Raw genomic sequence first — 26,530 nt, forward strand, 5'->3', positions numbered from 1 at the left:
AAAATGACAAAAGGAGCAATGCTTTATGAAGGAAAAGCAAAACAAGTTTTCGAAACAGATCAGCCAAATGAAGTGATTGTTCGATTCAAAGATGATGCAACTGCTTTCAATGCACAGAAAAGAGGAAGTGTAGACTTGAAAGGTGAAATGAATAATGCCATCACCACTATGATTTTCGAATATTTGAATGAGAAAGGAATTCCAACTCATTTCATCAAAAAGATTGACGAAAGAGAACAATTGGTTAAGAAAGTGAACATTATACCTTTAGAAATGGTGGTTCGCAACTATTCTGCAGGAAGTATGGCGCAAAGATTAGGTGTGGAAGAAGGCATCAAATCTCCGGTGACTATTTTCGATATTTGTTATAAAAAAGATGAGTTGGGAGATCCGCTTATCAATGATCATCACGCGGTTTTTTTGGGTGCCGCAACCTACGAAGATCTCGATGAAATGTACGAACTTACTTCAGATATCAACGAGATTTTGATCGACCTTTTCGATAAAATGAATATTATTTTGGTGGATTTCAAAATAGAATTAGGCAAAACTGCTGACGGACAAATTATTCTTGCCGACGAAATTTCACCAGATACTTGCAGACTTTGGGATAAAGACACGATGAAAAAATTGGATAAAGACCGTTTCAGAAGAGATTTGGGCGAGGTGACAGAAGCTTATGTCGAAATCTACGAACGATTGAAAAAGGTACTGAACAAATAATTTTTTTTGGAGAAAAGAAAAAAATGAAAGATTTACAACAACATAAAGTAAATTATTTAAACCAGTTCAAAGAAAGAACATACGGAAGGAATTTGCTGAAATCGGATGACGTTTTTGACGCTCCTTCTGAAGAATGCGGAATTTTCGGATTGTATTCTGATACCGATTTAGATACTTTTTCGCTTTCGCAATTTGGCCTTTTCGCATTGCAACATCGCGGTCAGGAAGCTTGCGGAATTTCGGTGATAAAAAATGGAAAAATTGTCAATGTTAAAGATGAGGGTCTTGTTCTCGATGTCTATAAAAACATTCGCGAACCCGAAACTTTCATGGGAAACTCTGCGATCGGACATACAAGATATACGACGGCGGGTGACAAAAAGAAATACAATTTCCAACCGTTCTTTGCCAAAAACGAATATGATCAAATTATTCTTTCCATTGCTCATAACGGAAATTTGACCAACGCTCAAGAGCTTAAAAAAGAACTCGAAGCTGAAGGTGTAGTTTTTAAAGCAACTTCCGATTCTGAAGTCATTTTGCGTTTAATCCAAAAAAATCTGGATCTTGGTTTGCGGGGCGCTATTAAAGCTACGATGGAAAAAATAGAAGGTGCTTATTCGGTGGTTGGAATGACGAGAAATAAATTCTTTGCCTTCCGCGATTTCCACGGAATTCGACCTTTGGTTTTGGGAGCGATTGACGAGAAAACTTTCGTTGCAGCATCGGAATCAGTTGCATTAGACGCTGTTGGTGCGCAATATGTTCGCGATATTTTGCCAGGAGAAATCGTTTACACCAGCGAAAATGAAAAGGGACTCAAATCGTTTTTGGTTAAAGAAAACTGCGTAAATAAAATCTGCGCATTCGAATATATTTATTTTGCAAGACCCGATTCTGTTTTGGAAAATATCAATGTTCATGAAATTCGTGAAAAATCCGGAATGAAAATCTGGGAACAGGCTCCTGTAGAAGCAGATATTGTAATTGGAGTTCCCGATTCTGGAGTTCCTGCGGCGATTGGTTTTTCCATCGCTTCGGGCATTCCGTTTCGTCCGGTTCTAATTAAAAATAGATACATTGGGAGAAGTTTCATCGTTCCGACGCAAGAAATGCGGGAAAGAATAGTGAATTTAAAACTCAACCCCATTCTGTCCGAAATTAAAGGGAAAAGGGTGGTCATTATTGATGACTCTATTGTTCGTGGAACCACTTCAAAGCGTTTGGTGAAAATTTTGAAAGATGCGGGAGTTAAAGAAATCCATTTCCGCAGCGTTTCACCACCGATTATTGCGCCGTGTTATTTGGGGATCGATACGCCTTCGAAAGACGATTTAATTTCCGCCAATATGTCGGTAGAGGAATTGCGTAATTATTTGGGCGTAGATTCGTTGGAGTTTTTAAGTATGGATAACCTGAAAGTTATCCTGGGAAGTTCCAACCATTGTTTCGGTTGTTTTACCGAAGAATATCCGGTGCCAGCCGGGCCAAACCCAGATTATACTGATGAATAAATAAAAAAAGGTTGGGAAATTTCCCAACCTTTGTAATATTAAGTGTAATATGAGTGTTGTCTTAGAATTTATAAGCTAAACCAACTTGGAATACGTTGTTTTTTACAGCGTCACCAGAGTTTTGTCCATCTTTGTAAATATCAGTAAAACCAGCAACATATCTTGCAGTTAAACCTACATTAGGTGTAAAATAGTAACCTGCACCAAGACCTAAACCAAAGTTAAATCCATTTAGATCATCTTTATAGTTGTCTGATTCAGTTACGGTTTGACCTGAAGTTTCATTTTTTACTTTATTTTTTGCACTTACCAACAATCCGAACTCAGGACCTGCTTCTAAATAAAAACTTGGAGTCGCGTTATATTGGAACATTACAGGTAAAGTTACATAGTCAAGTTTTCTTGAATAAGAGTATTCGTTTCCTGCGATAGTAGCGTTAGCTTTATCACCGTACTGAGAATAAAGTAACTCTGGTTGGATGCTAAAGTTTTCTGCTAATGGAGCATTCATGAATAAACCTGCATTGAAACCAATTTTAGATTTTTGATCATCTAAACCTTCCTCAGTAGATAGTGAAGAAACGTTCATACCACCTTTAATACCAAATTGTTGTGCGAATGTTAATGAACTCATTGCGATTGCTGCACCTAAAAATAACTTTTTCATAATTCTTAAATTTTAATTAAATTTTTTTGGAATTTGATAATCGCTTCTTCTAAAATAAAAAGATTTAATTTTAATCCTTCTTGCATTTAGAAACGCTTCTCAAATTCACGTTTTTTAAATTGTTTTACGGGTGGGATGTTTCAAACGCTGTGCCAAAAATGATATGTCTTATGAAAAATTAAACAATAGTTTAAAATTATTCAATTGTAAATAATTGATTTTTAGTAATTTAAATTTGGTTTTTGGAAATAGAAATTTTATAAAATTTATAAAGATGTTATGCGTTAAATAATGTCAAAATTGAATTTTTACCCTAAATTTTGATAAAAATGTAATGCTGAAATGATGTTTTCTTCCGAAACCGAACGATCAAATTGGCAATTTCCAATCTTGTCAATCAACGAAAAACTGATTTTTCCGTCAGAATTTTTCTTATCATTCTTCATTAAAGCCAAGATTTGCTCCGTTGAAAAGGCATTAATTGAAATATAAGGATAAAATTTCCTGATTTTTTCGATGATGTTTTTCGCCGTTTCCGAATTGATGAGATTTTCCAAAACAGAAAGCTGCGTTTCGCAAATCATTCCGAGAGCAACCGCTTCCCCGTGAGGAATGAGTTGATTGGTTTGCAAAAATAAACTTTCCACGGCATGACCAATCGTGTGTCCGAAGTTTAAAGTCTTGCGAATGTTTTGTTCTTTAAAATCAATTTCTACCACCTTTTGTTTAATCTTCATCGAAGTTTCAATAAAAGGATAAATTTTTTCCGGATCTAAGTTTTCAATGGAAATAAGGTCTTTCCAGTGTTTTTCGTCGGCAATTAAACCGTGTTTCAACATCTCAGCAAATCCACTTCGAAGTTCAACGAAAGGCAAAGTTCGCAGGAAATATGGGAAAACGAAAATCTGTTCCGGCTCAGCAAAAGTTCCTACAATATTTTTCAGAAACTGATGATCTATTCCTGTTTTTCCGCCAATTGACGCGTCGCACATTCCTAAAAGTGTGGTTGGTAAATTGATGAACGGAATTCCGCGCTTGTATGTAGAAGCCACAAATCCGCCCAAATCGGTGATCACACCGCCACCAAGATTTAGCATCAATGATTTTCGATCGGCTTCAAATTCGGAGAGAATTTCCCAAAGTTGCGTCGCCGTTTCGATGGTTTTCAGTTCCTCGCCGGCTTCAATTTCGATGATTTCAAACGGGATTTCGTTTTCCAAATTTCCCAAAACTGTTGGAAGACAATATTCATGTGTATTTTCATCAACAAGAATAAAAAGTTTCGAAGGTTTTAATGTATTTAAAAATTGATTGAGTTGAGAAAAATTTTGGTCTAAAATTGAAATCATAATGCTGAAATTTATCACAAAATTAAACTTTAAATTCGTTTTTTCAATTCATATAGTATTATTAAATTTGCGAGTATTAAAAAGTATTAATGAGTATTTTCAATAACACACAATTGGCTTTTGCCGATAAATCCAATTCCCAGCTAAAAAAAGCTTTCTGGATGTTCAAATTAATCGAGCAGCCGGCTTTAACCAAAATAGGGACCCGAATTTTGAATTTTACCGTTCATAATGACTTTCCTCTTGCCGGAGATTTGGTAAAAGCTACTTTGTTTGAGCAGTTTTGCGGTGGCGAAACCCGCGAAGAGAGCATGAAATGTGTAACTAGAATGTTCAGACGTGGAGTAGGCAGTATTTTCGATTATTCGATTGAAGGAAAAGAAGAAGAAGCTACTTTTGATGCGGTTTGCAAAGAAATTAAAGATATTGTAAAGTTTTCTGTTGGCAATCCTGCGATTCCGTTTATTGTTTTTAAACCAACTGCTTTTGGCCGAATCGATATTTACGAAGCGGTTGGAAAAGGAATCGAATTGACAGAAAGCCAAAAAGAAGAATGGGCGCGTGTGGTAAAAAGATTTGATGAAGTATGTCAACTTTGTCATCAAAACCATAAAAAAGTAATGATCGATGCGGAAGAATCTTGGATGCAAGATGCAGCAGATCATTTGGTAGAAGAAATGATGGAGAAATACAACCGTGAACAACCCATCGTTTGGAATACCATTCAGATGTACCGAACCGGAAGGCTTGAATATATGCAGGAAAATCTTCAGCGCGCGAAGGAAAAAGGATATTTTATCGGGTACAAAATTGTGCGCGGTGCCTATATGGAAAAGGAAAGAGAAAGAGCAGCGGAGAAAAATTATCCGGATCCGATCCAGCCTAATAAAGATGCTACCGATAAAAATTACAATTCTGGAATCGACTTCGTGATGGAAAATATCGATCGGGTTTCTGCATTTTTCGGAACTCATAACGAGATTTCTACCGAACTTGTGATGAATAAAATGAAAGCAAAAGGCCTTGAAAATATCACCGAAAGCATTTATTTCGGGCAACTTTACGGCATGAGCGACAATATTACTTACACGCTTGCCGACCAAAAATATAATGTTGCAAAATACCTTCCGTATGGTCCGGTGAAAGATGTGGTTCCTTATTTAATTCGCAGAGCCGAAGAAAATACTTCTGTAGCAGGACAAACAGGTCGCGAATTGTCATTGATTAGTAAAGAATTGAAAAGAAGAAAAGGTAATTAATCGTTTTTCTTATCATTTTAAATAGAACAGAGTTGGATTTTTTCCAACTCTTTTTCATTAAATTTGTGCTTCGAAGCTTCGTGAATTTTCAAATAATCTATTGAATTGACTTTTGCCCAAATCATTTTGCCGCTCAATCTTGCAGGGACTTTTACCTATAAAGTTCCCGATGATTTAATTGAAATTTTGCAACCTGGAATGCGCGTTTTGGTTTCTTTTCGTGGCAAGAAAATTTATACCGGTATCGTTGTTGAAATTCATGATCGAAAACCGGAAAATTTTGTACCGAAAGAAATTGTTAATATCCTCGACGATTTTCCGATTCTTCCCGAAGAACAAATCCTTTTCTGGCAATGGATTTCCGAGTATTATCTCTGCAATTTGGGCGAGATTTATCGGTTTGCTTTCCCTTCATCTTTAAAGTTGGAAAGCGAAACTTATCTTAAATTAAAACCTAATATCACGGTCGATTTCGAGAATTTGGATGTGAATGAAATGTACCTGATTCAGGCTTTGGAAGTTCGGCAATTGATCAATTTAACCGAAATTGAAGCATTTATTCCGAAAAAAGAAATTGTGAAAACCATCAATTCGTTAATTGATCTTCAATACATTGAAATTGATGAAAAAATTTCGGAAAAATACAGCGCAAAGGAAGTTGCTTACCTGAAAATCAACGAACAAGAAATCGAAAAGCGGAAAATTCCGGAAATTCTTTTGGAACTGAAACGTTCGCCAAAACAGCAAGAACTTTTTCTTTATTTGCTTGAAAAATTTACCGAAAATCCTAAAAAAGATTTGAAAAAATCTGAAGTTTTTGAAGAAGGAAATTTCTCGCAACCACAATTGAAATCTTTGGTTGAAAAGAATTTAGTTCAGGAATATTTTCTTCAAAGAGATCGTTTGGAAGCTTATGAAGGCGAAATAGAAACCATCGAAAAACTCACGGAAACTCAGTTGCAATCGAAGAAAGAAATCGATGAAGCTTTTGAAATTGGGAAAAATGTTTTGCTTCACGGCGTCACTTCGTCCGGGAAAACGCATATTTATTTAGAGAAAATCGAAGAAACGGTTTCTGAAGGTAAAAATGTGCTTTTTTTGCTTCCAGAAATAGCGCTTACCAAACAAATTGTGCAGCGTTTAGAAAAAAAATACGGCAAACAACTTGGTTTTTATCACCAAAAACTGACCGATTTTGAAAAGGTCGAGGTTTGGCGAAAAATTAAAAATAATCAGTTGAAAATACTGATCGGAACTAGGAATTCTTTGTTCCTCCCATTTCAGAATTTGGGTTTAATTATCGTTGATGAAGAACACGATTCGGCGTACAAACCGCGAGAAGTTTCGCCTTTTTTTAATGCGAAAGATGCGGCGCAAGTTTTAGCAAAATTGTATCAAGCTCCGGTGATTTTGGGTTCTGCAACGCCATCGGTGGAATCGTATTATTTGGCCAAAACCGAAAAACTGAAATATATTTACCTTTCGGAACGATTTGGAAATGTAAAACTTCCTGAATTTGAATTGATTAACTTTAAAGAAGCACAAGATTCTAAAAAAGTAATGGGGAATTTTTCTTTGAAATTAATTGATGAAATTAAGCATGAAATTGAACATAAAAAACAAACTATGATTCTCCACAACCGCCGTGGATACGCCAATGTGGTGGAGTGTGAAAGTTGCGGTTATGTGAATTATTGCTCGAATTGTGATGTGGTTATGACTTATCACAAATATTCGAATGAGATGAAATGTCATTATTGTGGGCAAAAATCGGCGAAACCAAAAGTTTGTCCGAAATGTCATTCTGAAAATCTGAACGAACGTGGAGTAGGTGTGGAGCAGGTTCACGAGGAAGTTCAGCGACTTTTTCCAAATTCGGAAGTCGATCGAATGGATGTAGATTCAATGCGTAAAAAATTCGCCTACGAGAAATTATACGAAAAAATAGAAAGTGGCGAAACCGACATTTTGGTTGGTACTCAAATGATTTCCAAGGGATTAGATTTTGATAATATTGAATTAGTGGCGATTCCACGAGCGGATTCAATGTTGTATGTACAAGATTTTCGGGCGGAAGAAAGAGCTTTTCAATTGATTACTCAAGTTTCCGGAAGAGCGGGAAGAATTTCTGGTGAAGGGAAAGTTTTAATTCAAACTTATAATCCACAACATCTTGTATTTCAATTAATTAAAGATAATGATCAGGATAAAATTTACCGACATTTTTTGGAAGAAAGAAAGAAATTTCTTTATCCACCGTTTGTAAAACTGATTATGATTGAATTGAAACATCGAAAAGAAGACAAGGTGAATCGCGCGTCTCAGTTTTTGGGTTCAATTCTGCGAAAATATCTTCCGGAAGAATGTATTCTCGGTCCGGAAAAATCGCCAATCGGAAAACTGAATTTGATGTATCAATATCAAATTTTACTCAAATTTCCGCGAGGTAAAAAGTATAAAGAATTTAAAGATCTTTTGCTCAAAAGTTTTGAAGAATTTGACGAAATTACTGCATATCAGAGCATTAAAAAACTGACTTTTGTTGATTTTTAACACTTTTTAACAAAATTAACGGTGTTTTATAAGGGTGAAAACACGGTAGCTCGGTAATAATTTATATTTTTGACCGTTGAATAATAAGCATTATTCAGATTATCAAATTAAATTTAAATGATTAGACTTAAAAATATATTGGTCTCTACTGCTTTTGCACTATCTGCACTGGCATTCGGGCAAGGAACTTTTACTTCTTCAAATTATCCTCAATCTTACGAAACTCACTCTTCCAATATTTCTGCACCAGAAAAATTAATGTCGGCTAAAGAATTGGTCGATATCAAAATCAATTCGATCATGAACGATCCGGTGCTTCGAAATGCGAATTGGGGTTTTGTGATTTACGATCCTAAAACCAAAAAAGTAGTAAGTTCATACAATGAAAACGCTTCTTTGGTACCAGCTTCAACTACAAAATTGTTGACTACAGAAACTGCAATTAATCTTTTGGGAGAAAAGTTCCGTTGGAATACTCAGCTTGAATATTCAGGAAATATTGATGCAGAAGGTGTTTTGCAAGGAAATCTGTATGTAGTTGGAAGTGGTGATCCTTCTTTGGGAACTAATAAAGCTGGAGCATCTTCCTATAGCATGATTATTTCAGATTTTATGGCTGCGATTTCGGAAAAAGGAATTAAGAAAGTAAATGGCGATATCATCATCCAAACTGCTGTTTTTAAGATGAACAAAATGCAGCGTTTACCGGCCAATATCGTTTGGTTAGAAAACGGAAGTTACTATCTTCCAGTTGGTTCTACGTTTGAAATTAATCCTCAAAACGAGAAATTAATTGCCAAACAAGCCAACCCTTTTGCTGAAAACAAGAATTTCTATTACATCTCACCATATATCAACCAGATGGTTTATGCAGATAATTTTAACGGATTGGGACTTACCACAAAATTGCCTGATGCGCCGGCTTATCTTGCGAATAATTTGCGAGCAAACATGTTGAAAAGAGGTTTGCCAGTAACCGGAAAAGTGGTTACCAAAACGACAGATTTGAATCCTGAAAAAAGAGAATTTATTACCACTTATCAATCGCCAACTTTATCGGAAATTATTTATTACACCAATCAACACAGTGATAATGCTTTGGCAGAAGCGACTTTGAGAATGGTTGGTTTTCAGAAAAATGGAGATCAAACTTTAGAATCTGGAAGAAAAGTGGTGGTAGATCATTTGACGGAAAGTTCTTTCGATACGAACGGACTTAATTATATTGATGGAAGCGGTTTATCGCGAAGTAATTTGGTAACTCCGATTTCGCAAGTGAAATTTTTAACCAGTTTAATGAACCAAAAATACTATAAAACTTATTTCGATTCATTGCCGATTGGGGGACAAACCGGAACTTTGAAGAAAATGTTTTTGGGAACCGGAAACGGACAAATTTTTGCTAAAACAGGCACATTAAATAAAGTGAAAACTTTGGCCGGATATATGAAAACAAATAGCGGTAAAACTTTAGTTTTCTCTTTGCTTATCAATAATTACGCAGGTTCGGTAGATCAAGTAAAAAGCAGGATGGAACAACTTTTGGAACCTGCGCTGAATCTTTAATTAAATAATAAATCAACAATATCCTTAACCTTTCAATAATAATTGAGAGGCTTTTTTTATTGAAAAAGAAATTAAATTCTTTCCTAAAAAGAATTAGTTTAATATTTCTGTCGAAGCTTTTTTCTTAAATTAGCATTTCTAAAAAATTTGAATTATGATTTCTAAAAATTATCTGGAAACCCTTCAGAATGAATTACAAAATATCAAAAACGACGGTCTTTTCAAAACTGAAAGAATTATTACTTCCCAACAATCTGCGGAAATCGAAGCTAATGGAAAAAAATTGCTCAACTTTTGTGCAAACAATTATTTAGGACTTTCTAATCATCCGGAAGTGATGAAAGCTTCTCAAGATATGATTGAAAGCCACGGTTACGGGATGTCTTCCGTTCGTTTCATTTGCGGAACTCAGGATATTCACAAAGAATTGGAAGTGAAAATTTCGAAGTTTTTGGGAATGGAAGATACTATTCTTTATGCAGCTTGTTTTGATGCGAATGGTGGTGTTTTCGAACCTTTATTTTCAGAGGATGACGCTATTATTTCTGATGAATTGAACCATGCTTCAATCATTGACGGCGTTCGTCTTTGCAAAGCTGCGAGATACCGTTACAAAAATAATAATATGGAAGATTTGGAAGCACAATTAAAAGCAGCTTCTGAAAAAAATCACCGTTTCAGAATCATTGTTACCGACGGAGTTTTCTCCATGGATGGAATTGTTGCTGATCTAAAAGGCGTTTGCGATTTGGCTGAAAAATACGATTGTTTGGTGATGGTTGATGATTCCCACGCAACAGGATTTATTGGAAAAACCGGTCGTGGAACTCATGAAGCCAACGAAGTGATGGGAAGAGTTGATTTGATAACTTCAACTTTGGGAAAAGCTTTAGGAGGCGCGCTTGGCGGATTTACTTCCGGTAAAAAAGAAATTATTGACATGTTGAGACAGCGTTCCAGACCGTATTTATTCTCGAATTCCTTGGCTCCGGGAATTGTTGGTGCGGCGATGAAAGTTTTAGATATGATTTCTGAAGATACTTCGTTGCGAGATCGCGTGATGGAAAATGCAGAATATTTCCGAACTGAAATGAAAGCCAAAGGTTTCGATATTCCGGATGGTGATGCTGCGATTGTTCCGGTGATGTTATACGACGCACCTTTAGCTCAAAAAATGGCAGAAAAACTGATGGATGAAGGAATTTATGTAATCGGATTTTTCTATCCTGTGGTGCCAAAAGGGAAAGCCAGGATTCGTGTCCAACTTTCTGCTGCGCATACCAAAGAACAATTGGATAAAGCAATTGCCGCTTTCGAAAAAGTGGGGAAAGAATTGAGTGTTATTTAATAGAAGAATATTAAAAAACTAAAAAACCTTCCATTTTGGGAGGTTTTTTTTATTTAGAAAAATATTTTATAAAGATTTCTTCCACTCGAAATAATGAGTAATAAAGCTACCAAAATTAATGCAGTTTTTCTTGGCATTTTTCCTGCTAATCGAGCTGCGATCGGTGCTGCCAAAATTCCACCGATAATTAATCCTAAGATAATTTCAATGTTGGAAACTCCCAAACTTGAGAAAAAAACAATCGCTGCAGCAAGGGTTACGAAAAATTCTGCCATGCTCACTGTTCCGATTACGTAATTGGTTTTTCTTCCTTTGGAAAGTAGGGTAGAAGTCACAATCGGACCCCAACCTCCGCCTCCGAAAGCATCCATCATTCCACCCAGAAAACCGAGTCTTCCGATGTGAGTTTTCTGTTTTACTACAATTTTTTTGAAGGCAAGCCTTGTAATTCTGTAGCCCATAATTAGAGTGTAAGTTGCCATCAATCCTTTCGCTAAATCTTCATATTGATTTCCCAAATAAATGAGCAACAAAGATCCGGAAATTGCGCCAATAACTCCTGGAACCGCGAGATAAAGCAACATTTTTTTGTTTACATTTCCGTATTTATAATGCGAATAGCCGCTCATCGCACTTGAAAACATTTCCGCAGTGTGAATAGAACCGGAAATCGAAGGAAGTTTCACGCCCATTCCCATCATCAGCGTAGAACTCGTCAATCCATAACCCATTCCTAATGCACCATCAACCATTTGGGCAAAAAATCCGATTGCGAGCATCCAGTAAAATTCATTTGGAATTTCATAAACAAAATCCTTTGCCTGCGCGTATGAAAAGTAATTATCAAATGCAATTCCTAAGAAAAAAGCTGCAAAAGTGAGTGATAAATAAATCACGATACGCCGGTATTTTTTGGCTTCTTTGGAGTATTGCCATTTCAATTTTTGCTCTTCCTGAATGATTTCGCGTTTTTTTGTAATAAAATTCTCAAGTTGGAAATCACTCAGCTCGGGTTGATTAGCAATGCTGATAAGCACATTTTTCTTCTGAACAATATCGATAATCTCAGTGTAAAATTCTGTGCCCAGATCGGTGATCAGCGCGATGTGTGCATTGTAAAAATCGTCTTCGAAAAACCGTCTTTCCTGAATCCGGATGTTGTCTTTACCTTCTGCGAAAAGTTTAATTTCATCAGAAACCGATTCGAAAATCAAGTTGATTTTAGTATTCGGAAAACTGTTAATAATTGTTTTAAGACTTTCAAGAGCTTCGTTCCCGCCACCTACAATAAGCACTTTCAGGTTCTCCAGATTCAGGAAAACGCTCAAAGATTGATGCTGAATATTGTTTTCGGACGACATTAAATTCAGTAAATAATTTTTGTTAAAAATTTACAAAAGCATTACCGCACCAACGGTTGAATTGCTGGTTTCATCGACCAAAATTGCACTTCCTGTTGAATTATTCTTTTCGAAAGCATCAAAAACTAATGGTGATGAAGTTTTCAGACGTACTTTCACAATTTCATTTAATTTTACTGCGTCGGTAACTGGCGTTTGTTGCAATGTATTAACATCGATTTTGTATTCGATTTCCTTGACGATAGTTTTTAGAAGTCTGCTTTTGTGTTGAATAAAATATCTGTTTCCTTCGGAAAGTTCGCGTTTATCGAGCCAGCAAACTAAAGCTTCAAATTCATTTTCAACGCGAGGTTTATTTTCAGATTTAACAAAAAAATCACCACGACTTACATCAATATCGTCTTCTAAATGCAAAACAGCAGGTTGCAAAGCGAAAACTTCATCTACTTCATTTCCGCCGGTTTCTACTTTAGAAATTGTGGTTTCAATATTTTCTGGGAGAATGGTTATTTTATCGCCTTTTTTATAAGTTCCGGAAATTATTTGACCTGCATACCCGCGATAATCGTGCAATTCTTCGGTTTGCGGACGAATCACATACTGAACCTGAAACCTTGCGTTTTCGTAATCTACATCTTCATTTACCTCGACATTTTCTAGAAAAGTGAGCAAAGGTTCTTCTTCAAACCAAGCCATTTTCTCGGATTTTTCTACAATATTATCGCCATAAAATGCTGAAATAGGAAAGTAAGCCACGTTTTTCAAACCGAGACTTTCTGCAACTTGTTCGTAATCTTTTTTAATTTGGTTAAAAACTTCTTCGGAATAATCAACCAAATCCATTTTATTTACAGCAACTACCACGCGTTTCATTTTCAGAAGCGATGCGATGATGGAATGTCGCCGAGTTTGCTCGATAACGCCTTGTCGTGCATCAATTAAAATGATGATCAACTGTGAATTCGACGCGCCTGTGATCATATTTCGGGTATATTGTACGTGTCCCGGAGCGTCTGCAATAATAAATTTCCTTTTTGGTGTAGAAAAATATCGATACGCAACGTCGATCGTGATTCCTTGTTCTCTTTCGGCGCGCAAACCGTCGGTGAGAATCGCTAAATCGATTCCGTCTGCGTTTTTGTTTTTCGATTGTTTTTCGAGAGCTTCTAATTGGTCTACCAAAATACTTTTGCTGTCGTAAAGCAGTCTTCCAATTAAGGTACTTTTTCCGTCATCTACACTTCCGGCGGTAATAAATCTTAATATGTCCATATTTAATTTGATCATTAAAAATCACTAATGAATTTGATGTTTAAACTCACTAATAATTAGTAATTTTTCTCTGTTAATTTGTTAAAAATATCCTCCTTTTTTGCGGTCTTCCATTGCAGCTTCGGTCACTTTATCGTCAATTCTGGTTTCGCCGCGCTCGGAAATTCTAGAAGCTGTAATTTCATTCACCACTTCGTCCAAAGTTGCGGCATCGCTTTCTACAGCAGCGGTACAAGTCATATCGCCCACAGTTCTGTAACGCACCTTTTTGTTGATAATCGTGTCGTTTTCATCAATAGTAATGAAATCGGAAACTGCAATTAATTGACCTTCATATTCAATAACATCGCGCTGATGAGCAAAATAAATCGAAGGAAGTTGAATTTTTTCTTTTTTAATGTAATTCCAAACATCAAGTTCGGTCCAGTTTGAAATTGGGAAAACTCTTACATTTTCACCTTTGTGAATTCTTCCGTTGTAGATATTCCAAAGTTCCGGTCTTTGAAGTTTGGGTTCCCACTGCCCGAATTCATCACGAACAGAGAAAAAACGTTCTTTCGCTCTGGCTTTTTCCTCATCACGACGTGCTCCGCCGATGCAAGCGTCAAATTTGAATTCTTCAATCGTATCGAGAAGAGTATGCGTTTGAAGCCAGTTTCTCGACGCGAATTTTCCTTTAGGTTCGGTGAGTTTTTTCTCGCGAATCGTGTCTTCTACTTTTCTTACGATCAGTTCGGCGCCGATTTCTTTGGCTAAATTGTCGCGATATGCTAAAGCTTCTGGGAAATTGTGTCCGGTATCAATATGAACCAACGGAAAAGGAATTTTCATAGGTGCGAAAGCCTTTTTTGCGAGATGAACCAACGTGATAGAATCTTTGCCACCACTGAAAAGCAGCGCTGGATTTTCGAATTGTGCCGCTAATTCGCGCATGATAAAAATACTTTCGGCTTCTAATTGTTCCAGGTAGTCTAATTGATATTTGCTCATATTGATCACTAAAGAATTTTTGAGATTGAATTAAAATTTTTAAAATAAAGAATTTTGGAAGTAGTTTACTTCGAATGTAAACCGCATTCTTTCTGGGATTCTTCCCAAAACCATCTTCCAGCTCTTGGATTTTCGCCTTCTGTGATGGCTCTTGTACAAGGTTTACAGCCCACGCTGATGAAGCCTTTTTTGTGAAGAGGTAAATCTTGCACTTTATTTTCTTCGATGTATTTCAAAACATCATTGTAAGTCCAATGAATCAGCGGGTTGAATTTGAAAAGGTTTCTCGTTTCGTCCCATTCGATCATTTTCATGCTTTCGCGGTTTTCAGATTGTTCGCTGCGTAAACCAGTAATCCATATTTTAGTTCCTTCCAAAGCACGATTCAAAGGTTTTACTTTTCGGATGTAGCAACATTCTTTTCGGTTTTCTACGGAATGAAAAAATGCATTAATTCCCTTTTCGTTTACATATTTTTCCACATCATTTGCATCGGGAAAATAAACTTCCGTTTTGGTTTTGTATCGAGCGTTGTTCTGAGAAAGTAGTTCGTAATGTTCATAAAAAAGCCTTCCGGTATCCAAAGTGAATACTTTAATGTTCATTTTATTTCTAAAAATCATGTCCGTAATCACTTGATCTTCTTGTCCCAAAGAAGTTGAAAAAACGGCTCCTTCCGGGAATTTTTCCGCGATGAATCGAAGACTTTCTTCGGTAGATAAATTTTCGAGATTCAGAATATCGTCGGTTGAAAGCATATTGAAATCTTTATTTAGGAGGCAAATTTACTTCATAAAAATTTAATCTACAAAAATGGTAGACTATTAAATCAAAAAAAGGTTAGTCTTTTAGTTCAAGAAGCGATTTTTTCTCCAAAATTGCCAAAGTAGCATCACGAACTTCGATCAAAACATCGTGTAATGCGCAGTGCTCTTCTGTACAATTGGTGCATTTTTCATAAAAATTTAGGCTTACACACGGCAACATCGCGATTGGACCATTTACCAATCGAATGATTTTTGCCAACGAAATATCCCGTGGATTTTTACTGAAAAAATAGCCTCCACCTTTCCCTTTTTTACTGTCGAGAATTTCAGCTTTTTTGAGTTCAAGAAGGATATTTTCCAGGAATTTAAGAGGAATTTTCTTTTTTTCTGAAATCTCGGAAATCAAAATCGGACCTTCATCTTGTTTGTCAACAAGATATGAAAGTGCTTTCAGGGCGTATTGAGATTTTTTGGATAGCATTTAGCAAAAGTAATAAAAATAGGAGAATATAAAATTTCGGCTTCAATAGAAAATTGATTAAGTTCGCATAAATTTATTTAAAAATGTTTAGCAAACAAGAAGCGCAAAAGCTCAAAAAAGATTTTTGGATCGCTTTCGGGAAAAGTTTTCCTAGAAAATGGTTGTTGTATGACACCAAAATTAAGGATTTTTCTTTTAAATTTTACGCAGATAACAAAAAAGCGGAAGTTTCTATCGATATTGAAATGAAAGACGAACTCTTTCGAAATGCCTACTACGAAAAGATTTGGTCGCTGGAAGAAAAGCTGAAAGAAGAAGTTGGCGAATTTTATAAAGATGAATTTTACACTTTGGAAAACGGAAAAGTAATTTCCAGAATTTGGGTCACCAAAGAAAATGTTTCAGTTTTCAATAAAAATACTTGGCAAGAAATTTTCGAGTTTTTTGTAGAAAAAATGGAAGGTTTCGAAAGATTTTTCTACGATTATGAAGATTTTATCAAAGATATTTAAACAAAAAAACGGTTCCAAAATTTGAAACCGTTTTCTTTTTATTTAACTGAATTTTTAAGCAAATTTCTTTTTTCTAAGCCAGAAGAAAAATCCTCCCAAAAGCCCGATAATCGCAATAGGAATCAGTAAATTGATCCATTGCCATTTCGATCTTTCTTCGTCAATTCTCTGCCGATCGAGTAATCTCGCTTCGATATTTCGGTTCCGGAGTTCCATTAAATTAGCATCATCCAAAAGGAAATCGAGTGCATTTCTTAGGAATTGTTCGTTTCCGTAGGTTTGTTTGGTGAGCAAATCTTCACCTAAAGGCAACGCTTTTCCTTTGTAAACTTGGTTTCTCCCGATATCTCCGTCGGCAATTACAATCATTTTATTGTCCAAGCTTTGCGATTTGAAATTCGGATAAGTCGTTCTTTCGCTACGTGTTGCGTATGCTGAATTGAATTTTCCTTCTAAACTTACCGCAAAAATTTTCGGTGAACTTGGTTTGTCGAATTCGCTGAGAGAATCAGCGCGTACAATTTCGCCCAACGCAACATAATTGGGAACTTGCTTCGTATTGGTTCTTTCGCTGGATTCGAAAAGAACATTGGTTTTGATATTTTTTCTTCCTAAAGTATCGATGGAAGTTGGAAATTCAAATTTTACCGGATTGATGTTTTTGGTAATCGGATTTTTATTTTCGGCAATTCCTAAAGGAAAATAAGGCCAAAGAAAACTACTGAATTGCGGATTTCCGGCCACTTCACCGGAAACAATTCTGATGAGTGCCGATTTTTTCATATCCTTCACCAATCCTGGATTAATTCGGATTCCGTAATTGAAAAAGAAATCTGTCAATTTCGTATCCATCGGATAAGCCATGATTTTTTTCGATCGGAAAAGTGTGTCCATTTCTGCATTCACAGCGTCAATCATCCACAACGTTTTCCCGCCATTCATGATGTATTGATCGAGAATTACTTTTTCGTTTTCGGTGAATGGTTTTCTGGGTTTTGCGATCACCAAAGCGTCCATTTTTTTTAATTTAGGAAGATCGGCTATAGTCAATTCTTCCTGATTTTCGGGAATTATCGGACCAGCGTTGTAATTTTCGAGTGCCATTTCCATAAAACCTTGAAATTGCTCCGGACTCAATTCGTCTTGATTGATCAGAATTCCGATACTTTTCTTTCTTTCTTCGGTGATGGCTTTAATATTTGAAGCAAAATTATATTCCAAACTTTCGATAGATCGGGTTAATTGTTCGGAAGCGTCGATTCCGGTTTGGTTGATGATTAAAGGAATTGAAGCGCCGTAAGAATTGTATTTGATCGCAGCAAACGGAAACATCACGATTTCCGAGATTTTCCCGTCTTTCATGTCCGGAAGAATCGAAGGTTGCATTCCCATCGCGGCCAAAGTATCTTTCGACATTTTGGTTTTTATCGGATCGATGAATTTATAATCGATTTTCGGATTGATTTTTCGGAATTCTTCGAGCATAAATTTCGTTTCATTCTGCAATTGACGGAAACTCGCTGGGAAATCGCCTTCCAGATAAACATCCACCTGAAGCGGTTTGTCGACTGATTCCAGAATTTTCACGGTAGAATCGGAGAGGGTGTAGCGTTTTTCTTGAGTAAGATCGAGTCGTTTTGAGAAAATTCCGAAAACTCCGGCCAATAAAATTAATGCAAGAATGCTATATATAATGTTCTTTTTGTTCATTTTTAAATATCTAAACAGTTCAGTTTATTTTTTCTTTTCTACAAAAATTTTAGCCAAAAACAGGCAAATTACTATCACTAAAATGAAATAGAAAACATCTTTTGCATCGATAAGACCTCGTGTGAAAGCTAGAAAATGCTGATAAAAACCAAGATTAGAAAGTACATAATCTACACCGCCCAATAATTTATAACTCGCTAATTGTTCGATCCCAAAATAGAAAATAAAACACATGAAAACACCGAGCAAATACGCCATAATTTGGTTCTGCGAAAGGGAAGAAGCCAAGATTCCAACAGCTGAAAATACTGCGGTAAGAATAATTAATCCGAAATAACTTCCGTAAGTTGCGCCCAAATCGATGTTGCCTTCTGGAACGCCCAAAACGTAAACCGTGTACAAATAAATTACCGACGGAACCAAGCAAAGTACACCCACCAACCAAACGGAAAGGAATTTCCCTATGATAATTTCGGAGATTTTGATCGGTTGCGAAAAAAGCCAATTCAAGGTTCCGGATTGTTGCTCTTCTGCCAAAGTTTTCATGGAAATTGCGGGCATAATGAACATCAGTAACCACGGAACAAGCACGAAATAACTTTGAAGGGAAGCCGTTCCGATATCGAAAATATTGGAATCGTTTTCGAAGAAAAACAGAAAAAGCGTTCCGATTAAACTAAAAGCCGCGATAATTAACCACGCGCTCCAATTCCCAAAATAACTCCAAAGTTCTTTTTTGAATATTGCGATCATTTTTATAATGAATTATTGAGAAAAATTAAGATTTCTTGTTTTTATTAACGAGTTTCACGGTCGTCATGATGAGCATAACCAAAACGATAAATCCTACAATTAATTGCCACCAATATTCGATAACCATTGATTTCAGAATTACTGTGAAAACCACTAAAAATAAGATGAAAGTAGCAATTTCGTTGGCTTGTCGAAGTTTAATATTCTCGATTGGTAATGTATTTCCGGCGAGAATTTTCATTTGCAAAACTTTTTTCCAGCACCAGAAATGGTAAAATGCAAGTCCAACCAAAAAGGTGAGTTTGAGGTGAAACCACGGCATTTTCATTAAACCAAAATTTAGAAAAATCATAGTTAAACCACTTGCAAGCATGATGATTCCTGCCGGAACGGTGATGATATTCCATAATCTTCTCGCCATGAAAATATATTGTTCTCTCAGGATTTGTTTTTTTTGATTCTCAAAAACATCAGTGTCTTTATAATAAACGAAGAGTCGTACCAAGTAAAAAATACCTGCGAAATAACTGACCATGAAGATAATGTGAATGGCTTTGATAATGGTATAAAGCATCTGAAAAATTTATGTGCAAAGATAAAAGATTTATGTTTAGAAAAACTATCGATAAGATTAATGTTAAAATGGATTTTTTAAAGGGATTTTCAGCTTTTTTTTAGTTTTTTTGTAATCTAACAATGTTTAATATATCAATATGAAAAGAATTTTCCAATTGTGTTTCGGTTTGGCATTTTTCTCTTTCGGTTATTCTCAGGATTTAAAACCGATTGCTGAAAAAGTAAAAAGCTCACACATTGCCAAAAAAACGTTTGTAAAATACAGCCCATTTACTGTAGATTCCTTACTAGAAAAGCAAGTGACTTATCGAACCGCAGCGGAAGGTATTACAGTAATGAAGTTGCGAAAAACTGAACTTCAAAAAATTAATTCGGAAAAACCCGATGCTATGCAAATGGATTTTCTGTTTGAAGGAAAAAATATTACTGTAGAATTGGTGAAAAACAACTTTTTCACCCAAGATTTTAAGGTGAATACCGATAAAGGTTACATCAACTACACACCGGGAGTATATTATCAAGGAATTGTGAAAGGTGATAATGAATCTCTTGTGGCGATCAGTTTTTTCAAAGATGATATTGTTGGGGTAACTTCGATTAAAAATGTTGGAAATATCGTTATAGGTAAATCTAAAACTGCTGATGAATTCGTTTCCTATAACGATCAAAAACTGAAAGGAGAAAATCCTTTTTCTTGTTCGGCTGATGAGTTGGCCGAAAATCAAAAATTACCGACTCTATCCTTTGATTCTAAAACGATGATCGCAAATAAAACCGATAACTGTGTAAGGATTTTTTATGAAGCAGGTTACGGTCCATATACTCAAAACGGTTCTAATGTTGCTAAGACGACCAATTGGGTTACCTCGATGCACAATAATATTTCAACGCTTTATGCGAATGACGGAATTACCGTCGCTTTAAGTGAAGTAATGGTTTGGACGAAGACCGATCCTTATTCCGGAACTCCTTCGAATATCTTAAATCAATTCAGAAATACAAGAACTTCATTTAATGGTGATATTGCTCAACTATTGAGAAATCCTGCTACAACAAGTATCGCTTGGGTAAATGCTCTTTGCACAACATACAAATATTCTTATTCCGGAGTGAATTTAGCTTATGCTAATGTTCCTACTTATTCTTGGAATATCGAGGCAATGACTCACGAAATCGGGCATAATTTGGGTTCTCCACATACTCACGCTTGTAACTGGAACGGAAATAACACAGCAATTGATGGTTGCGGACCGGCTTCAGGAAATGATGAAGGTTGTGATGGCGCTCTACCTACAGAAACAGGCGGTACAATCATGAGTTATTGTCATTTGGTTTCTTCCGTAGGAATCAATTTTGCCAACGGATTTGGTCCTCAACCTGGAGCTTTAATCAGAGCTACAGTGAATTCTAAAGGATGTTTAGGCACTGATTGTATTACTTCTTGCGAATCAACCATTACGGGACTTGCCATAAGTAATGGTACAACCAATTCGGTTACTGCGACAATCGTGGATAATGTAGCGACAGGCTGGAAATATAAACTTGCTAAAATGGACGGAACTGTAATTACTTCTGGAACTACTTCGAATAAAGTTTTGAACTTTAATAATCTGAATGGAGGGACTTACTACAATGTTTCTGTAGGAACTGAATGTTCAGGACCTCAAGCTTTCGATTATGAGCAACTTATTTTTACGGATGCAAATTGGTGTAGTGGTGTTGCATTTTCCGACCCGGGAAGTGCAGAAGCCAATTACGGAGATAACCAAATTATCACCAAGACTTTCTATCCAACAAATTCAAATGAAAAGTTGAAACTTACCTTTACTCAATTTGATACAGAACAAGGATATGATTTTATGAATATTTACAACGGACCAACTACTGAATCACCTGGATTTGCCAACGGCACACAACTTAGCGGAAATACTATTCCTGGACCATTTACTTCTACCCATGCAACTGGAGCTATTACTGTAAGATTTATTTCTGATTCCAGAGTTACTGCAACAGGTTGGAATTCTAATTTCGAATGTTTGACCTTGGCAACAGACGAAACTGCTGCTTCAGCATCAGTAAGTATTTCTCAATCATCTGTGAAAGGAATTTTTGACATCAAATCAAAAGATAAAATACTTTTTTACTCGGTGTTTGATGCATCAGGAAAATTGGTGAAAAATAACGCTAAATCTAATTCAACCGAAGAAAAAGTAGATCTTGCCGCTTTCCCGAAAGGAACTTATGTGGTAAGTGTGACTACTTCAAAAGAAACTGTTACCAAAAAAGTAATTAGATAAAAACTCTAAAAGCAATGAAAAAGCCGTTTCGAAAGAAGCGGCTTTTTTTTATTAATAAAATTAAAGAAATTCAATATAAATGCTTTCTCCTACTTTCATTCCGAAAAGGGTTTTAGCGCCGTTTTGGCTATTTCCTTTGTAAATGGTAAGTTCCAGCAAACCTGCATCATTGAAAATAGCTACCGATTTTCCGTGATATTCATGCTCATTTTGCCAATCGTTGACGAATTCGGTGTACTGATTATAGATCCTTGTAAGCGCCAAATTCCTAAATTTCACGATGAAATTTTCATAACCAACACCGTTCTTTTCGAAGAATTTTTTGCTGATATTCGAAATTACATTCCCGAAATTATCAATGTACATGATTTCTCCGATAATCATTTTTTCACTTTCATTGTACACGGCTCTCGGAAAAGAAAGTTGCTTCGGATGTTTGTATTTTCTTCCGATCACTTCTGGCAATCCACCGTTTTTCAAATGAACAGCAGCGGGAGCAAAAATATCAGTAGAAGTAAAGTTTACTTCATCATCAAACCTATTATTAAACGTGATTTCGTACACCGCTTCCGGTTTGATATCATAAAAAATTAAACTTAAAACTCCATTATCCGCTGCGATAAAATAATGTCCATCCGCTTTATAAAGGATGCATTTTCTATCTTTGGTATAAAAACTATCTACCGCAATAATGTGTACGGTGCCTTTCGGGAAAAAAGAATATGCATTTCTAACAATATAGGCGGTTTGAAGGAGGTTGTAGGCTTGGATTTCATGTGAAATATCGACAATATTTACATTTTCATTTAAACTCAGGATTTTTCCTTTCACAGAAGGAACCCTGTGATCTACCAACCCGTAATCTGATGTGAATGTAATAATGGACATGATGAAATTTAAAGAAACGCAAATTTAGTTTAAAAAAAATATTTTGTTCCTATTGTGGAAAACAAAAATACCGTATTTGAAATTATTTCGATAATTTTAGAAAAAATATTAATATTAAAGAACACCTAAATGTTTGAACTGAACTACGAAATTACAGGCATCGATGCCAAAACTTTTTACGGAGTTAATAATCAGTATTTCAATCTTTTAAAATCGAGTTTTCCTACCCTTAAAATTACGGGAAGAGACCATTTTATATTTGCTTTGGGAAACAATGAAGCGCTTGATGTATTGAAAAATAAGTTGGATGATATCGTAAATTTTATCTCTAAACACAATTCCATTACCTTAAAAGATGTTGAAAATATTCTGAATATTAAAAATGAAACTGAAAAACAGTTAGTTTTCGATCAGGATATCATTGTAAAAGGCGTGAATGGAAAAGTAATCAAAGCCAAAACCACCAATCTAAAAAAACTCGTAAAAGAATGCGAGAAAAAAGACATGGTTTTCGCAATTGGACCCGCCGGAACCGGAAAAACTTATACGAGTGTAGCGCTTGCAGCAAGAGCTTTGCGCGATAAAGAAGTTAAAAGAATCATCCTCACGAGACCTGCGGTAGAAGCGGGGGAGAGTTTGGGGTTTCTTCCCGGAGATTTAAAAGAGAAGCTGGATCCTTATTTACAGCCACTTTACGACGCGCTGCGCGATATGATTCCTCACGAAAAGTTGGAGGGATTTATTGAGAAAAAAGTAATCGAAGTGGCTCCGTTGGCTTTCATGCGTGGGAGAACACTTGATGAAGCTTTTGTAATTCTTGACGAAGCGCAAAATACCACGCATTCGCAAATGAAAATGTTCCTTACCAGAATGGGAATGAATGCGAAATTCATCATCACCGGCGATCCGAGTCAGGTTGATTTGCCTTTAAGACAAAAATCCGGCCTCAAAGAAGCGATGAGAATTTTGAAGGATGTACAAGAAATTGGTTTTGTGCACCTTACCGACGAAGATGTGGTGCGACATCCTGTAGTCCGAAAAATCATCAATGCGTATGGAAATGAAGAAAAAAGGCAAAGAGAAGAGTAGTTACTAACAATTCCACAATAAGGGTTTGTTTAAATAATTAGATTGTTATTAAGTATTTAGAAAATAAATTGACAAAAATTATTAATAACTTGTTAATAAATAAATTTTCTTTATATTAGTTTTACTAATTTAAAAATAATTAATCATGAAAAATTTTTTTTAGTGGGTGCATTAGCACTTTTTGGTGCTTTGAACGCACAGACTTTTGGTGTAAAAGCCGGAATGAACATTTCAAGTGTATCGAATGCTGAAGATTCAAAATCTAGAGTGGGTCTTAATGCTGGAATTTTTATGAATGCTCCAATTGCTGAAAATTTCAGTATACAACCTGAATTGCTGTATAATTCAAAAGGTGTAAAGTGGGAAGGTAGTGAGGATGGTTCTACGGTTGGAGATTATCTATCTGTACCGGTATGTTTCAGTACAACGCAACGCCTCAGTTTTATTTAGAAGCAGGTCCTGAATTTAGTTTCTTGCTTAGTGCTAAAGATAAATGGGATGGTGGTAGTGATGATGTTAAAGATGAGTTCAATAGTTTCGACTTTGGAATTGGGTTAGGTATGGGTTATTATTTCATTCCTAATTTTGGGATTAACGCAAGATATGTAGCTGGTTTCACTGATATTGCGAAAGATAATCCAACAAGTGATACTTATAAAGATAATGTTTTCCAGATAGGTTTATCTTATAAATTCGGAAAATAATCTCTTTTCAATAAATTTATAAATCCCGCGTAGTTGCGGGATTTTTTTATGAGAAAAATCATATTAACGAAATGTTAATTAAATTTATCTTTGCAGCCAATTTAAATTAAAAATTCATGAAAAAATTATTGTTAGTTGGTGCATTGGCACTTTTCGCAGCGGTGAATGCGCAAACTGAAAAAGGAAATTGGATGGTATCAGGTAAATCTGAAATCGCTTTTAATTCAACCAATGCTAAAGTGAAATTTCAAGGAAATGAAGTTAGTGATGTTAAAACTTCTACATTTGCTTTCACTCCTGCAGCTAGCTATTTTGTAATTAATAATTTGGCAGTTGGTTTAGGATTAAGTTATAACCATTCCAAAACTGGAGATTCTAAATCTGATACATTCACTGTTATTCCTCAAACTACTTACTTTTTTCCTGTTGCTGGAGAAGTGAAGCCTTATGTTGAAGCAGGTATTGGATATGCTACTAACAAAACTACTGAAGGTGGTGAAGATTTTAAATTAAATGGTCTTGCTTACGGTTTCGGAGCTGGAGTTGCTTATTTCGTAACCCCAAATGTTGCATTTAATTTAGGATTAAATTATACTGCTGCTAATTTGAAATATAGCGAAAACAATGATCTAGAAAGCAATACCAATAACTTAGGTGCTGGAGTTGGAATTTCTGTTTTCTTTAAATAAGAAATTCATCTAAAAAAGAAATCCCGAATCATTACAATTCGGGATTTTTTTATTTCTAAATTTGGGATATTTAATTTTATTTTCCGAAAAGATTGCCGCCCATTCCTGGGATTTTCGGCATTCCTTTGCTCATCATTTCCATCATTTGTTTTCCTTGTGGACCTTGCATCATCTTCATCATTTTTCCCATTTGGTCAAATTGTTTCATCAAAGCATTTACATCTTCAATTTTTCTTCCGGAACCTTTTGCGATTCGGTTTTTTCTTTGGGTATTGATGATTGATGGTCGTCTTCTTTCCTCCGGCGTCATCGAGTGGATGATTGCTTCGATGTGTTTGAACGCATCATCTTGAATGTCCACATCTTTGATGGCCTTTCCAACTCCAGGAATCATTCCCATCAAATCTTTCATATTTCCCATTTTTTTGATCTGATTGATTTGCTTTAAGAAATCATCAAAACCAAATTCGTTTTTAGCAATTTTCTTGTGAAGTTTTTTCGCTTCTTCTTCGTCAAATTGTTCCTGAGCTCTTTCTACAAGGGAAACTACATCACCCATTCCCAAAATTCTGTCCGCCATTCTTTCAGGATAGAAAATATCCAAAGCTTCCATTTTTTCGCCGGTAGAAATGAATTTGATTGGTTTTTCAACCACGGAACGAATCGTTAAAGCTGCTCCACCTCGTGTATCACCATCTAATTTGGTCAAAACAACCCCGTCGAAATTCAAAGCTTCGTTGAAGGCTTTTGCAGTATTCACAGCATCCTGACCGGTCATGGAATCTACCACAAATAAAGTTTCGTGAGGTTTAATGAAATAATGTACCGATTTTATTTCGTTCATCATTTGCTCATCAATCGCCAATCGACCTGCGGTATCCACGATTACGACATCGTGGTTGTTTTCTTTCGCAAATTTCACTGCGTTTTCAGCAATTGAGGAAGGATTTACAGCGCCTTCTTCGGTATAAACAGGAATTCCGGTTTGGCTTCCCAAAACTTTCAATTGTTCTATCGCTGCAGGTCTGTAAACATCACAAGCGACCAATAAAGGTTTTTTGTTTCTTTTTTGTTTAAGGTAATTGGCCAATTTTCCGGAGAAAGTGGTTTTACCGGAACCTTGTAATCCGGCAATTAGAATTACGGTTGGTTTTCCAGAGAGGTTGATTCCTTCCTGAGTTCCGCCCATTAATTCTACCAACTCGTCGTGAACGATTTTGGTCATCAATTGTCCCGGAGTTAAACTGGTTAAAACATTTTGTCCTAAAGCTTTTTCCTGAACTCTTTTGGTTAAATCTTTCGCAACTTTATAATTAACATCGGCATCCACCAAAGCGCGGCGGATTTCTTTTACGGTTTCTGCAACGTTGATTTCGGTAATTTTTCCGCGTCCGGAAATATTATGAAGTGCTTTGTCTAACTTATCCTGTAAACTATTGAACATTGTTTTTTATTTAAGATG

General features: G+C 35.9%; 22 protein-coding genes and 1 pseudogene. 11 read left to right on the forward strand and 12 right to left on the reverse strand.

Translation table 11 applies throughout. From position 1 onward, the window contains the following. The first annotated feature begins 3 nt into the window (after positions 1-3). Together purC and purF are read left to right on the forward strand one after the other, a co-directional pair. The gene (purC, locus tag NOV28_RS01530) at positions 4-723 is read left to right on the forward strand and encodes a phosphoribosylaminoimidazolesuccinocarboxamide synthase (protein ID WP_255926842.1); all 720 of its coding nucleotides are present in this window, start codon (positions 4-6) and stop codon (positions 721-723) included. 23 nt (positions 724-746) lie between these two features. Continuing rightward, positions 747-2,237, forward strand: coding sequence for an amidophosphoribosyltransferase (gene purF, locus NOV28_RS01535; protein ID WP_255926844.1), 1,491 nt, complete (start codon positions 747-749; stop codon positions 2,235-2,237). A 61-nt stretch (positions 2,238-2,298) separates the two neighbouring features. Here the strand turns inward: purF and NOV28_RS01540 are convergent, their stop codons facing one another. Beyond that, on the reverse strand, positions 2,299-2,904 hold the full coding sequence (locus NOV28_RS01540) for a porin family protein (protein ID WP_255926846.1): 606 nt from the start codon (positions 2,902-2,904) through the stop codon (positions 2,299-2,301). Positions 2,905-3,212: 308 nt separating this feature from the next. Continuing rightward, positions 3,213-4,253, reverse strand: coding sequence for a 3-dehydroquinate synthase (gene aroB / locus NOV28_RS01545; RefSeq protein WP_255926848.1), 1,041 nt, complete (start codon positions 4,251-4,253; stop codon positions 3,213-3,215). An 89-nt stretch (positions 4,254-4,342) separates the two neighbouring features. Between aroB and NOV28_RS01550 the strand changes: the two genes are divergently transcribed. From NOV28_RS01550 to kbl, 4 genes are all read left to right on the forward strand, one after another. Next, the gene (locus NOV28_RS01550; RefSeq protein ID WP_255926850.1) at positions 4,343-5,512 is read left to right on the forward strand and encodes a proline dehydrogenase family protein; all 1,170 of its coding nucleotides are present in this window, start codon (positions 4,343-4,345) and stop codon (positions 5,510-5,512) included. 105 nt (positions 5,513-5,617) lie between these two features. Continuing rightward, complete coding sequence (priA, locus tag NOV28_RS01555; protein WP_255926852.1) at positions 5,618-8,065, forward strand: replication restart helicase PriA; 2,448 nt, start codon at positions 5,618-5,620, stop codon at positions 8,063-8,065. Between the two features lie 117 nt (positions 8,066-8,182). Then, on the forward strand, positions 8,183-9,631 hold the full coding sequence (dacB, locus tag NOV28_RS01560) for a D-alanyl-D-alanine carboxypeptidase/D-alanyl-D-alanine endopeptidase (protein WP_255926854.1): 1,449 nt from the start codon (positions 8,183-8,185) through the stop codon (positions 9,629-9,631). Positions 9,632-9,785: 154 nt separating this feature from the next. Then, entirely contained in the window at positions 9,786-10,979 is a 1,194-nt protein-coding gene (kbl, locus tag NOV28_RS01565; RefSeq protein ID WP_255926856.1) for a glycine C-acetyltransferase, read from the forward strand. A gap of 53 nt (positions 10,980-11,032) precedes the next feature. Here kbl and NOV28_RS01570 read toward each other — a convergent pair whose 3' ends face one another. From NOV28_RS01570 to NOV28_RS01590, 5 genes are all read right to left on the reverse strand, one after another. Beyond that, entirely contained in the window at positions 11,033-12,340 is a 1,308-nt protein-coding gene (locus NOV28_RS01570; RefSeq protein ID WP_255926858.1) for a TSUP family transporter, read from the reverse strand. A 30-nt stretch (positions 12,341-12,370) separates the two neighbouring features. Continuing rightward, positions 12,371-13,612, reverse strand: a complete 1,242-nt coding sequence (locus NOV28_RS01575) for a sulfate adenylyltransferase subunit 1 (protein ID WP_255926860.1) — start codon at positions 13,610-13,612, stop codon at positions 12,371-12,373. 81 nt (positions 13,613-13,693) lie between these two features. Next, on the reverse strand, positions 13,694-14,602 hold the full coding sequence (cysD, locus tag NOV28_RS01580) for a sulfate adenylyltransferase subunit CysD (RefSeq protein WP_255926862.1): 909 nt from the start codon (positions 14,600-14,602) through the stop codon (positions 13,694-13,696). Positions 14,603-14,667: 65 nt separating this feature from the next. Continuing rightward, positions 14,668-15,360, reverse strand: a complete 693-nt coding sequence (locus tag NOV28_RS01585) for a phosphoadenylyl-sulfate reductase (protein ID WP_255926864.1) — start codon at positions 15,358-15,360, stop codon at positions 14,668-14,670. 82 nt (positions 15,361-15,442) lie between these two features. Next, a complete protein-coding gene (locus tag NOV28_RS01590; protein WP_255926866.1) occupies positions 15,443-15,850 on the reverse strand; it encodes an RrF2 family transcriptional regulator in 408 nt (135 codons plus the stop codon). 83 nt (positions 15,851-15,933) lie between these two features. On the opposite strand from NOV28_RS01590, the gene NOV28_RS01595 reads away from it, so the two are divergent. After that, a complete protein-coding gene (locus NOV28_RS01595) occupies positions 15,934-16,362 on the forward strand; it encodes a DUF4268 domain-containing protein (RefSeq protein ID WP_255926868.1) in 429 nt (142 codons plus the stop codon). Positions 16,363-16,416: 54 nt separating this feature from the next. On the opposite strand, the gene gldG is transcribed toward NOV28_RS01595, so the two are convergent. The 3 genes from gldG to NOV28_RS01610 are packed head-to-tail and all read right to left on the reverse strand — an operon-like array spanning position 16,417 to position 19,399. Then, positions 16,417-18,072 carry a gliding motility-associated ABC transporter substrate-binding protein GldG gene (gldG, locus tag NOV28_RS01600; RefSeq protein ID WP_255926870.1) on the reverse strand — a complete coding sequence of 552 codons (1,656 nt, stop codon included), beginning with the start codon at positions 18,070-18,072 and terminating at the stop codon, positions 16,417-16,419. Between the two features lie 24 nt (positions 18,073-18,096). Beyond that, on the reverse strand, positions 18,097-18,825 hold the full coding sequence (locus tag NOV28_RS01605; RefSeq protein ID WP_255926872.1) for an ABC transporter permease subunit: 729 nt from the start codon (positions 18,823-18,825) through the stop codon (positions 18,097-18,099). A 25-nt stretch (positions 18,826-18,850) separates the two neighbouring features. Continuing rightward, complete coding sequence (locus NOV28_RS01610) at positions 18,851-19,399, reverse strand: CopD family protein (RefSeq protein WP_255926874.1); 549 nt, start codon at positions 19,397-19,399, stop codon at positions 18,851-18,853. 139 nt (positions 19,400-19,538) lie between these two features. Here NOV28_RS01610 and NOV28_RS01615 point away from each other — a divergent pair, with 139 nt between their 5' ends. Further along, the gene (locus tag NOV28_RS01615) at positions 19,539-21,698 is read left to right on the forward strand and encodes a M12 family metallo-peptidase (protein ID WP_255926876.1); all 2,160 of its coding nucleotides are present in this window, start codon (positions 19,539-19,541) and stop codon (positions 21,696-21,698) included. A gap of 60 nt (positions 21,699-21,758) precedes the next feature. Here the strand turns inward: NOV28_RS01615 and NOV28_RS01620 are convergent, their stop codons facing one another. Beyond that, positions 21,759-22,586 carry an SAM hydrolase/SAM-dependent halogenase family protein gene (locus NOV28_RS01620; RefSeq protein WP_255926878.1) on the reverse strand — a complete coding sequence of 276 codons (828 nt, stop codon included), beginning with the start codon at positions 22,584-22,586 and terminating at the stop codon, positions 21,759-21,761. A 129-nt stretch (positions 22,587-22,715) separates the two neighbouring features. On the opposite strand from NOV28_RS01620, the gene NOV28_RS01625 reads away from it, so the two are divergent. The 3 genes and pseudogenes from NOV28_RS01625 (at position 22,716) to NOV28_RS01640 (ending at position 25,068) form a co-directional block, all read left to right on the forward strand. Continuing rightward, positions 22,716-23,675, forward strand: coding sequence for a PhoH family protein (locus NOV28_RS01625; RefSeq protein ID WP_255926881.1), 960 nt, complete (start codon positions 22,716-22,718; stop codon positions 23,673-23,675). A 138-nt stretch (positions 23,676-23,813) separates the two neighbouring features. Beyond that, positions 23,814-24,379 (forward strand): annotated as a pseudogene (locus tag NOV28_RS11225) (porin family protein). A gap of 116 nt (positions 24,380-24,495) precedes the next feature. Then, positions 24,496-25,068 carry a porin family protein gene (locus tag NOV28_RS01640; RefSeq protein WP_255926887.1) on the forward strand — a complete coding sequence of 191 codons (573 nt, stop codon included), beginning with the start codon at positions 24,496-24,498 and terminating at the stop codon, positions 25,066-25,068. Between the two features lie 76 nt (positions 25,069-25,144). On the opposite strand, the gene ffh is transcribed toward NOV28_RS01640, so the two are convergent. Further along, a complete protein-coding gene (ffh, locus tag NOV28_RS01645; protein ID WP_255926889.1) occupies positions 25,145-26,512 on the reverse strand; it encodes a signal recognition particle protein in 1,368 nt (455 codons plus the stop codon). Positions 26,513-26,530 lie beyond the last annotated feature (18 nt).

Source organism: Kaistella montana (genome assembly GCF_024436175.1).
GTDB classification, from domain to species: Bacteria; Bacteroidota; Bacteroidia; order Flavobacteriales; family Weeksellaceae; genus Kaistella; species Kaistella montana.

What these genes read in the sequence shown, in the direction of transcription:
- purC (WP_255926842.1), top strand. Translation starts at nt 4, where the DNA reads ATGACAAAAGGAGCAATGCTTTATGAAGGAAAAGCAAAACAAGTTTTC.
- purF (WP_255926844.1), top strand. Translation starts at nt 747, where the DNA reads ATGAAAGATTTACAACAACATAAAGTAAATTATTTAAACCAGTTCAAA.
- NOV28_RS01540 (WP_255926846.1), bottom strand. Translation starts at nt 2,904, where the DNA reads ATGAAAAAGTTATTTTTAGGTGCAGCAATCGCAATGAGTTCATTAACA.
- aroB (WP_255926848.1), bottom strand. Translation starts at nt 4,253, where the DNA reads ATGATTTCAATTTTAGACCAAAATTTTTCTCAACTCAATCAATTTTTA.
- NOV28_RS01550 (WP_255926850.1), top strand. Translation starts at nt 4,343, where the DNA reads ATGAGTATTTTCAATAACACACAATTGGCTTTTGCCGATAAATCCAAT.
- dacB (WP_255926854.1), top strand. Translation starts at nt 8,183, where the DNA reads ATGATTAGACTTAAAAATATATTGGTCTCTACTGCTTTTGCACTATCT.
- kbl (WP_255926856.1), top strand. Translation starts at nt 9,786, where the DNA reads ATGATTTCTAAAAATTATCTGGAAACCCTTCAGAATGAATTACAAAAT.
- NOV28_RS01570 (WP_255926858.1), bottom strand. Translation starts at nt 12,340, where the DNA reads ATGTCGTCCGAAAACAATATTCAGCATCAATCTTTGAGCGTTTTCCTG.
- NOV28_RS01575 (WP_255926860.1), bottom strand. Translation starts at nt 13,612, where the DNA reads ATGGACATATTAAGATTTATTACCGCCGGAAGTGTAGATGACGGAAAA.
- cysD (WP_255926862.1), bottom strand. Translation starts at nt 14,602, where the DNA reads ATGAGCAAATATCAATTAGACTACCTGGAACAATTAGAAGCCGAAAGT.
- NOV28_RS01585 (WP_255926864.1), bottom strand. Translation starts at nt 15,360, where the DNA reads ATGCTTTCAACCGACGATATTCTGAATCTCGAAAATTTATCTACCGAA.
- NOV28_RS01590 (WP_255926866.1), bottom strand. Translation starts at nt 15,850, where the DNA reads ATGCTATCCAAAAAATCTCAATACGCCCTGAAAGCACTTTCATATCTT.
- NOV28_RS01595 (WP_255926868.1), top strand. Translation starts at nt 15,934, where the DNA reads ATGTTTAGCAAACAAGAAGCGCAAAAGCTCAAAAAAGATTTTTGGATC.
- gldG (WP_255926870.1), bottom strand. Translation starts at nt 18,072, where the DNA reads ATGAACAAAAAGAACATTATATATAGCATTCTTGCATTAATTTTATTG.
- NOV28_RS01605 (WP_255926872.1), bottom strand. Translation starts at nt 18,825, where the DNA reads ATGATCGCAATATTCAAAAAAGAACTTTGGAGTTATTTTGGGAATTGG.
- NOV28_RS01610 (WP_255926874.1), bottom strand. Translation starts at nt 19,399, where the DNA reads ATGCTTTATACCATTATCAAAGCCATTCACATTATCTTCATGGTCAGT.
- NOV28_RS01615 (WP_255926876.1), top strand. Translation starts at nt 19,539, where the DNA reads ATGAAAAGAATTTTCCAATTGTGTTTCGGTTTGGCATTTTTCTCTTTC.
- NOV28_RS01620 (WP_255926878.1), bottom strand. Translation starts at nt 22,586, where the DNA reads ATGTCCATTATTACATTCACATCAGATTACGGGTTGGTAGATCACAGG.
- NOV28_RS01625 (WP_255926881.1), top strand. Translation starts at nt 22,716, where the DNA reads ATGTTTGAACTGAACTACGAAATTACAGGCATCGATGCCAAAACTTTT.
- NOV28_RS01640 (WP_255926887.1), top strand. Translation starts at nt 24,496, where the DNA reads ATGAAAAAATTATTGTTAGTTGGTGCATTGGCACTTTTCGCAGCGGTG.
- ffh (WP_255926889.1), bottom strand. Translation starts at nt 26,512, where the DNA reads ATGTTCAATAGTTTACAGGATAAGTTAGACAAAGCACTTCATAATATT.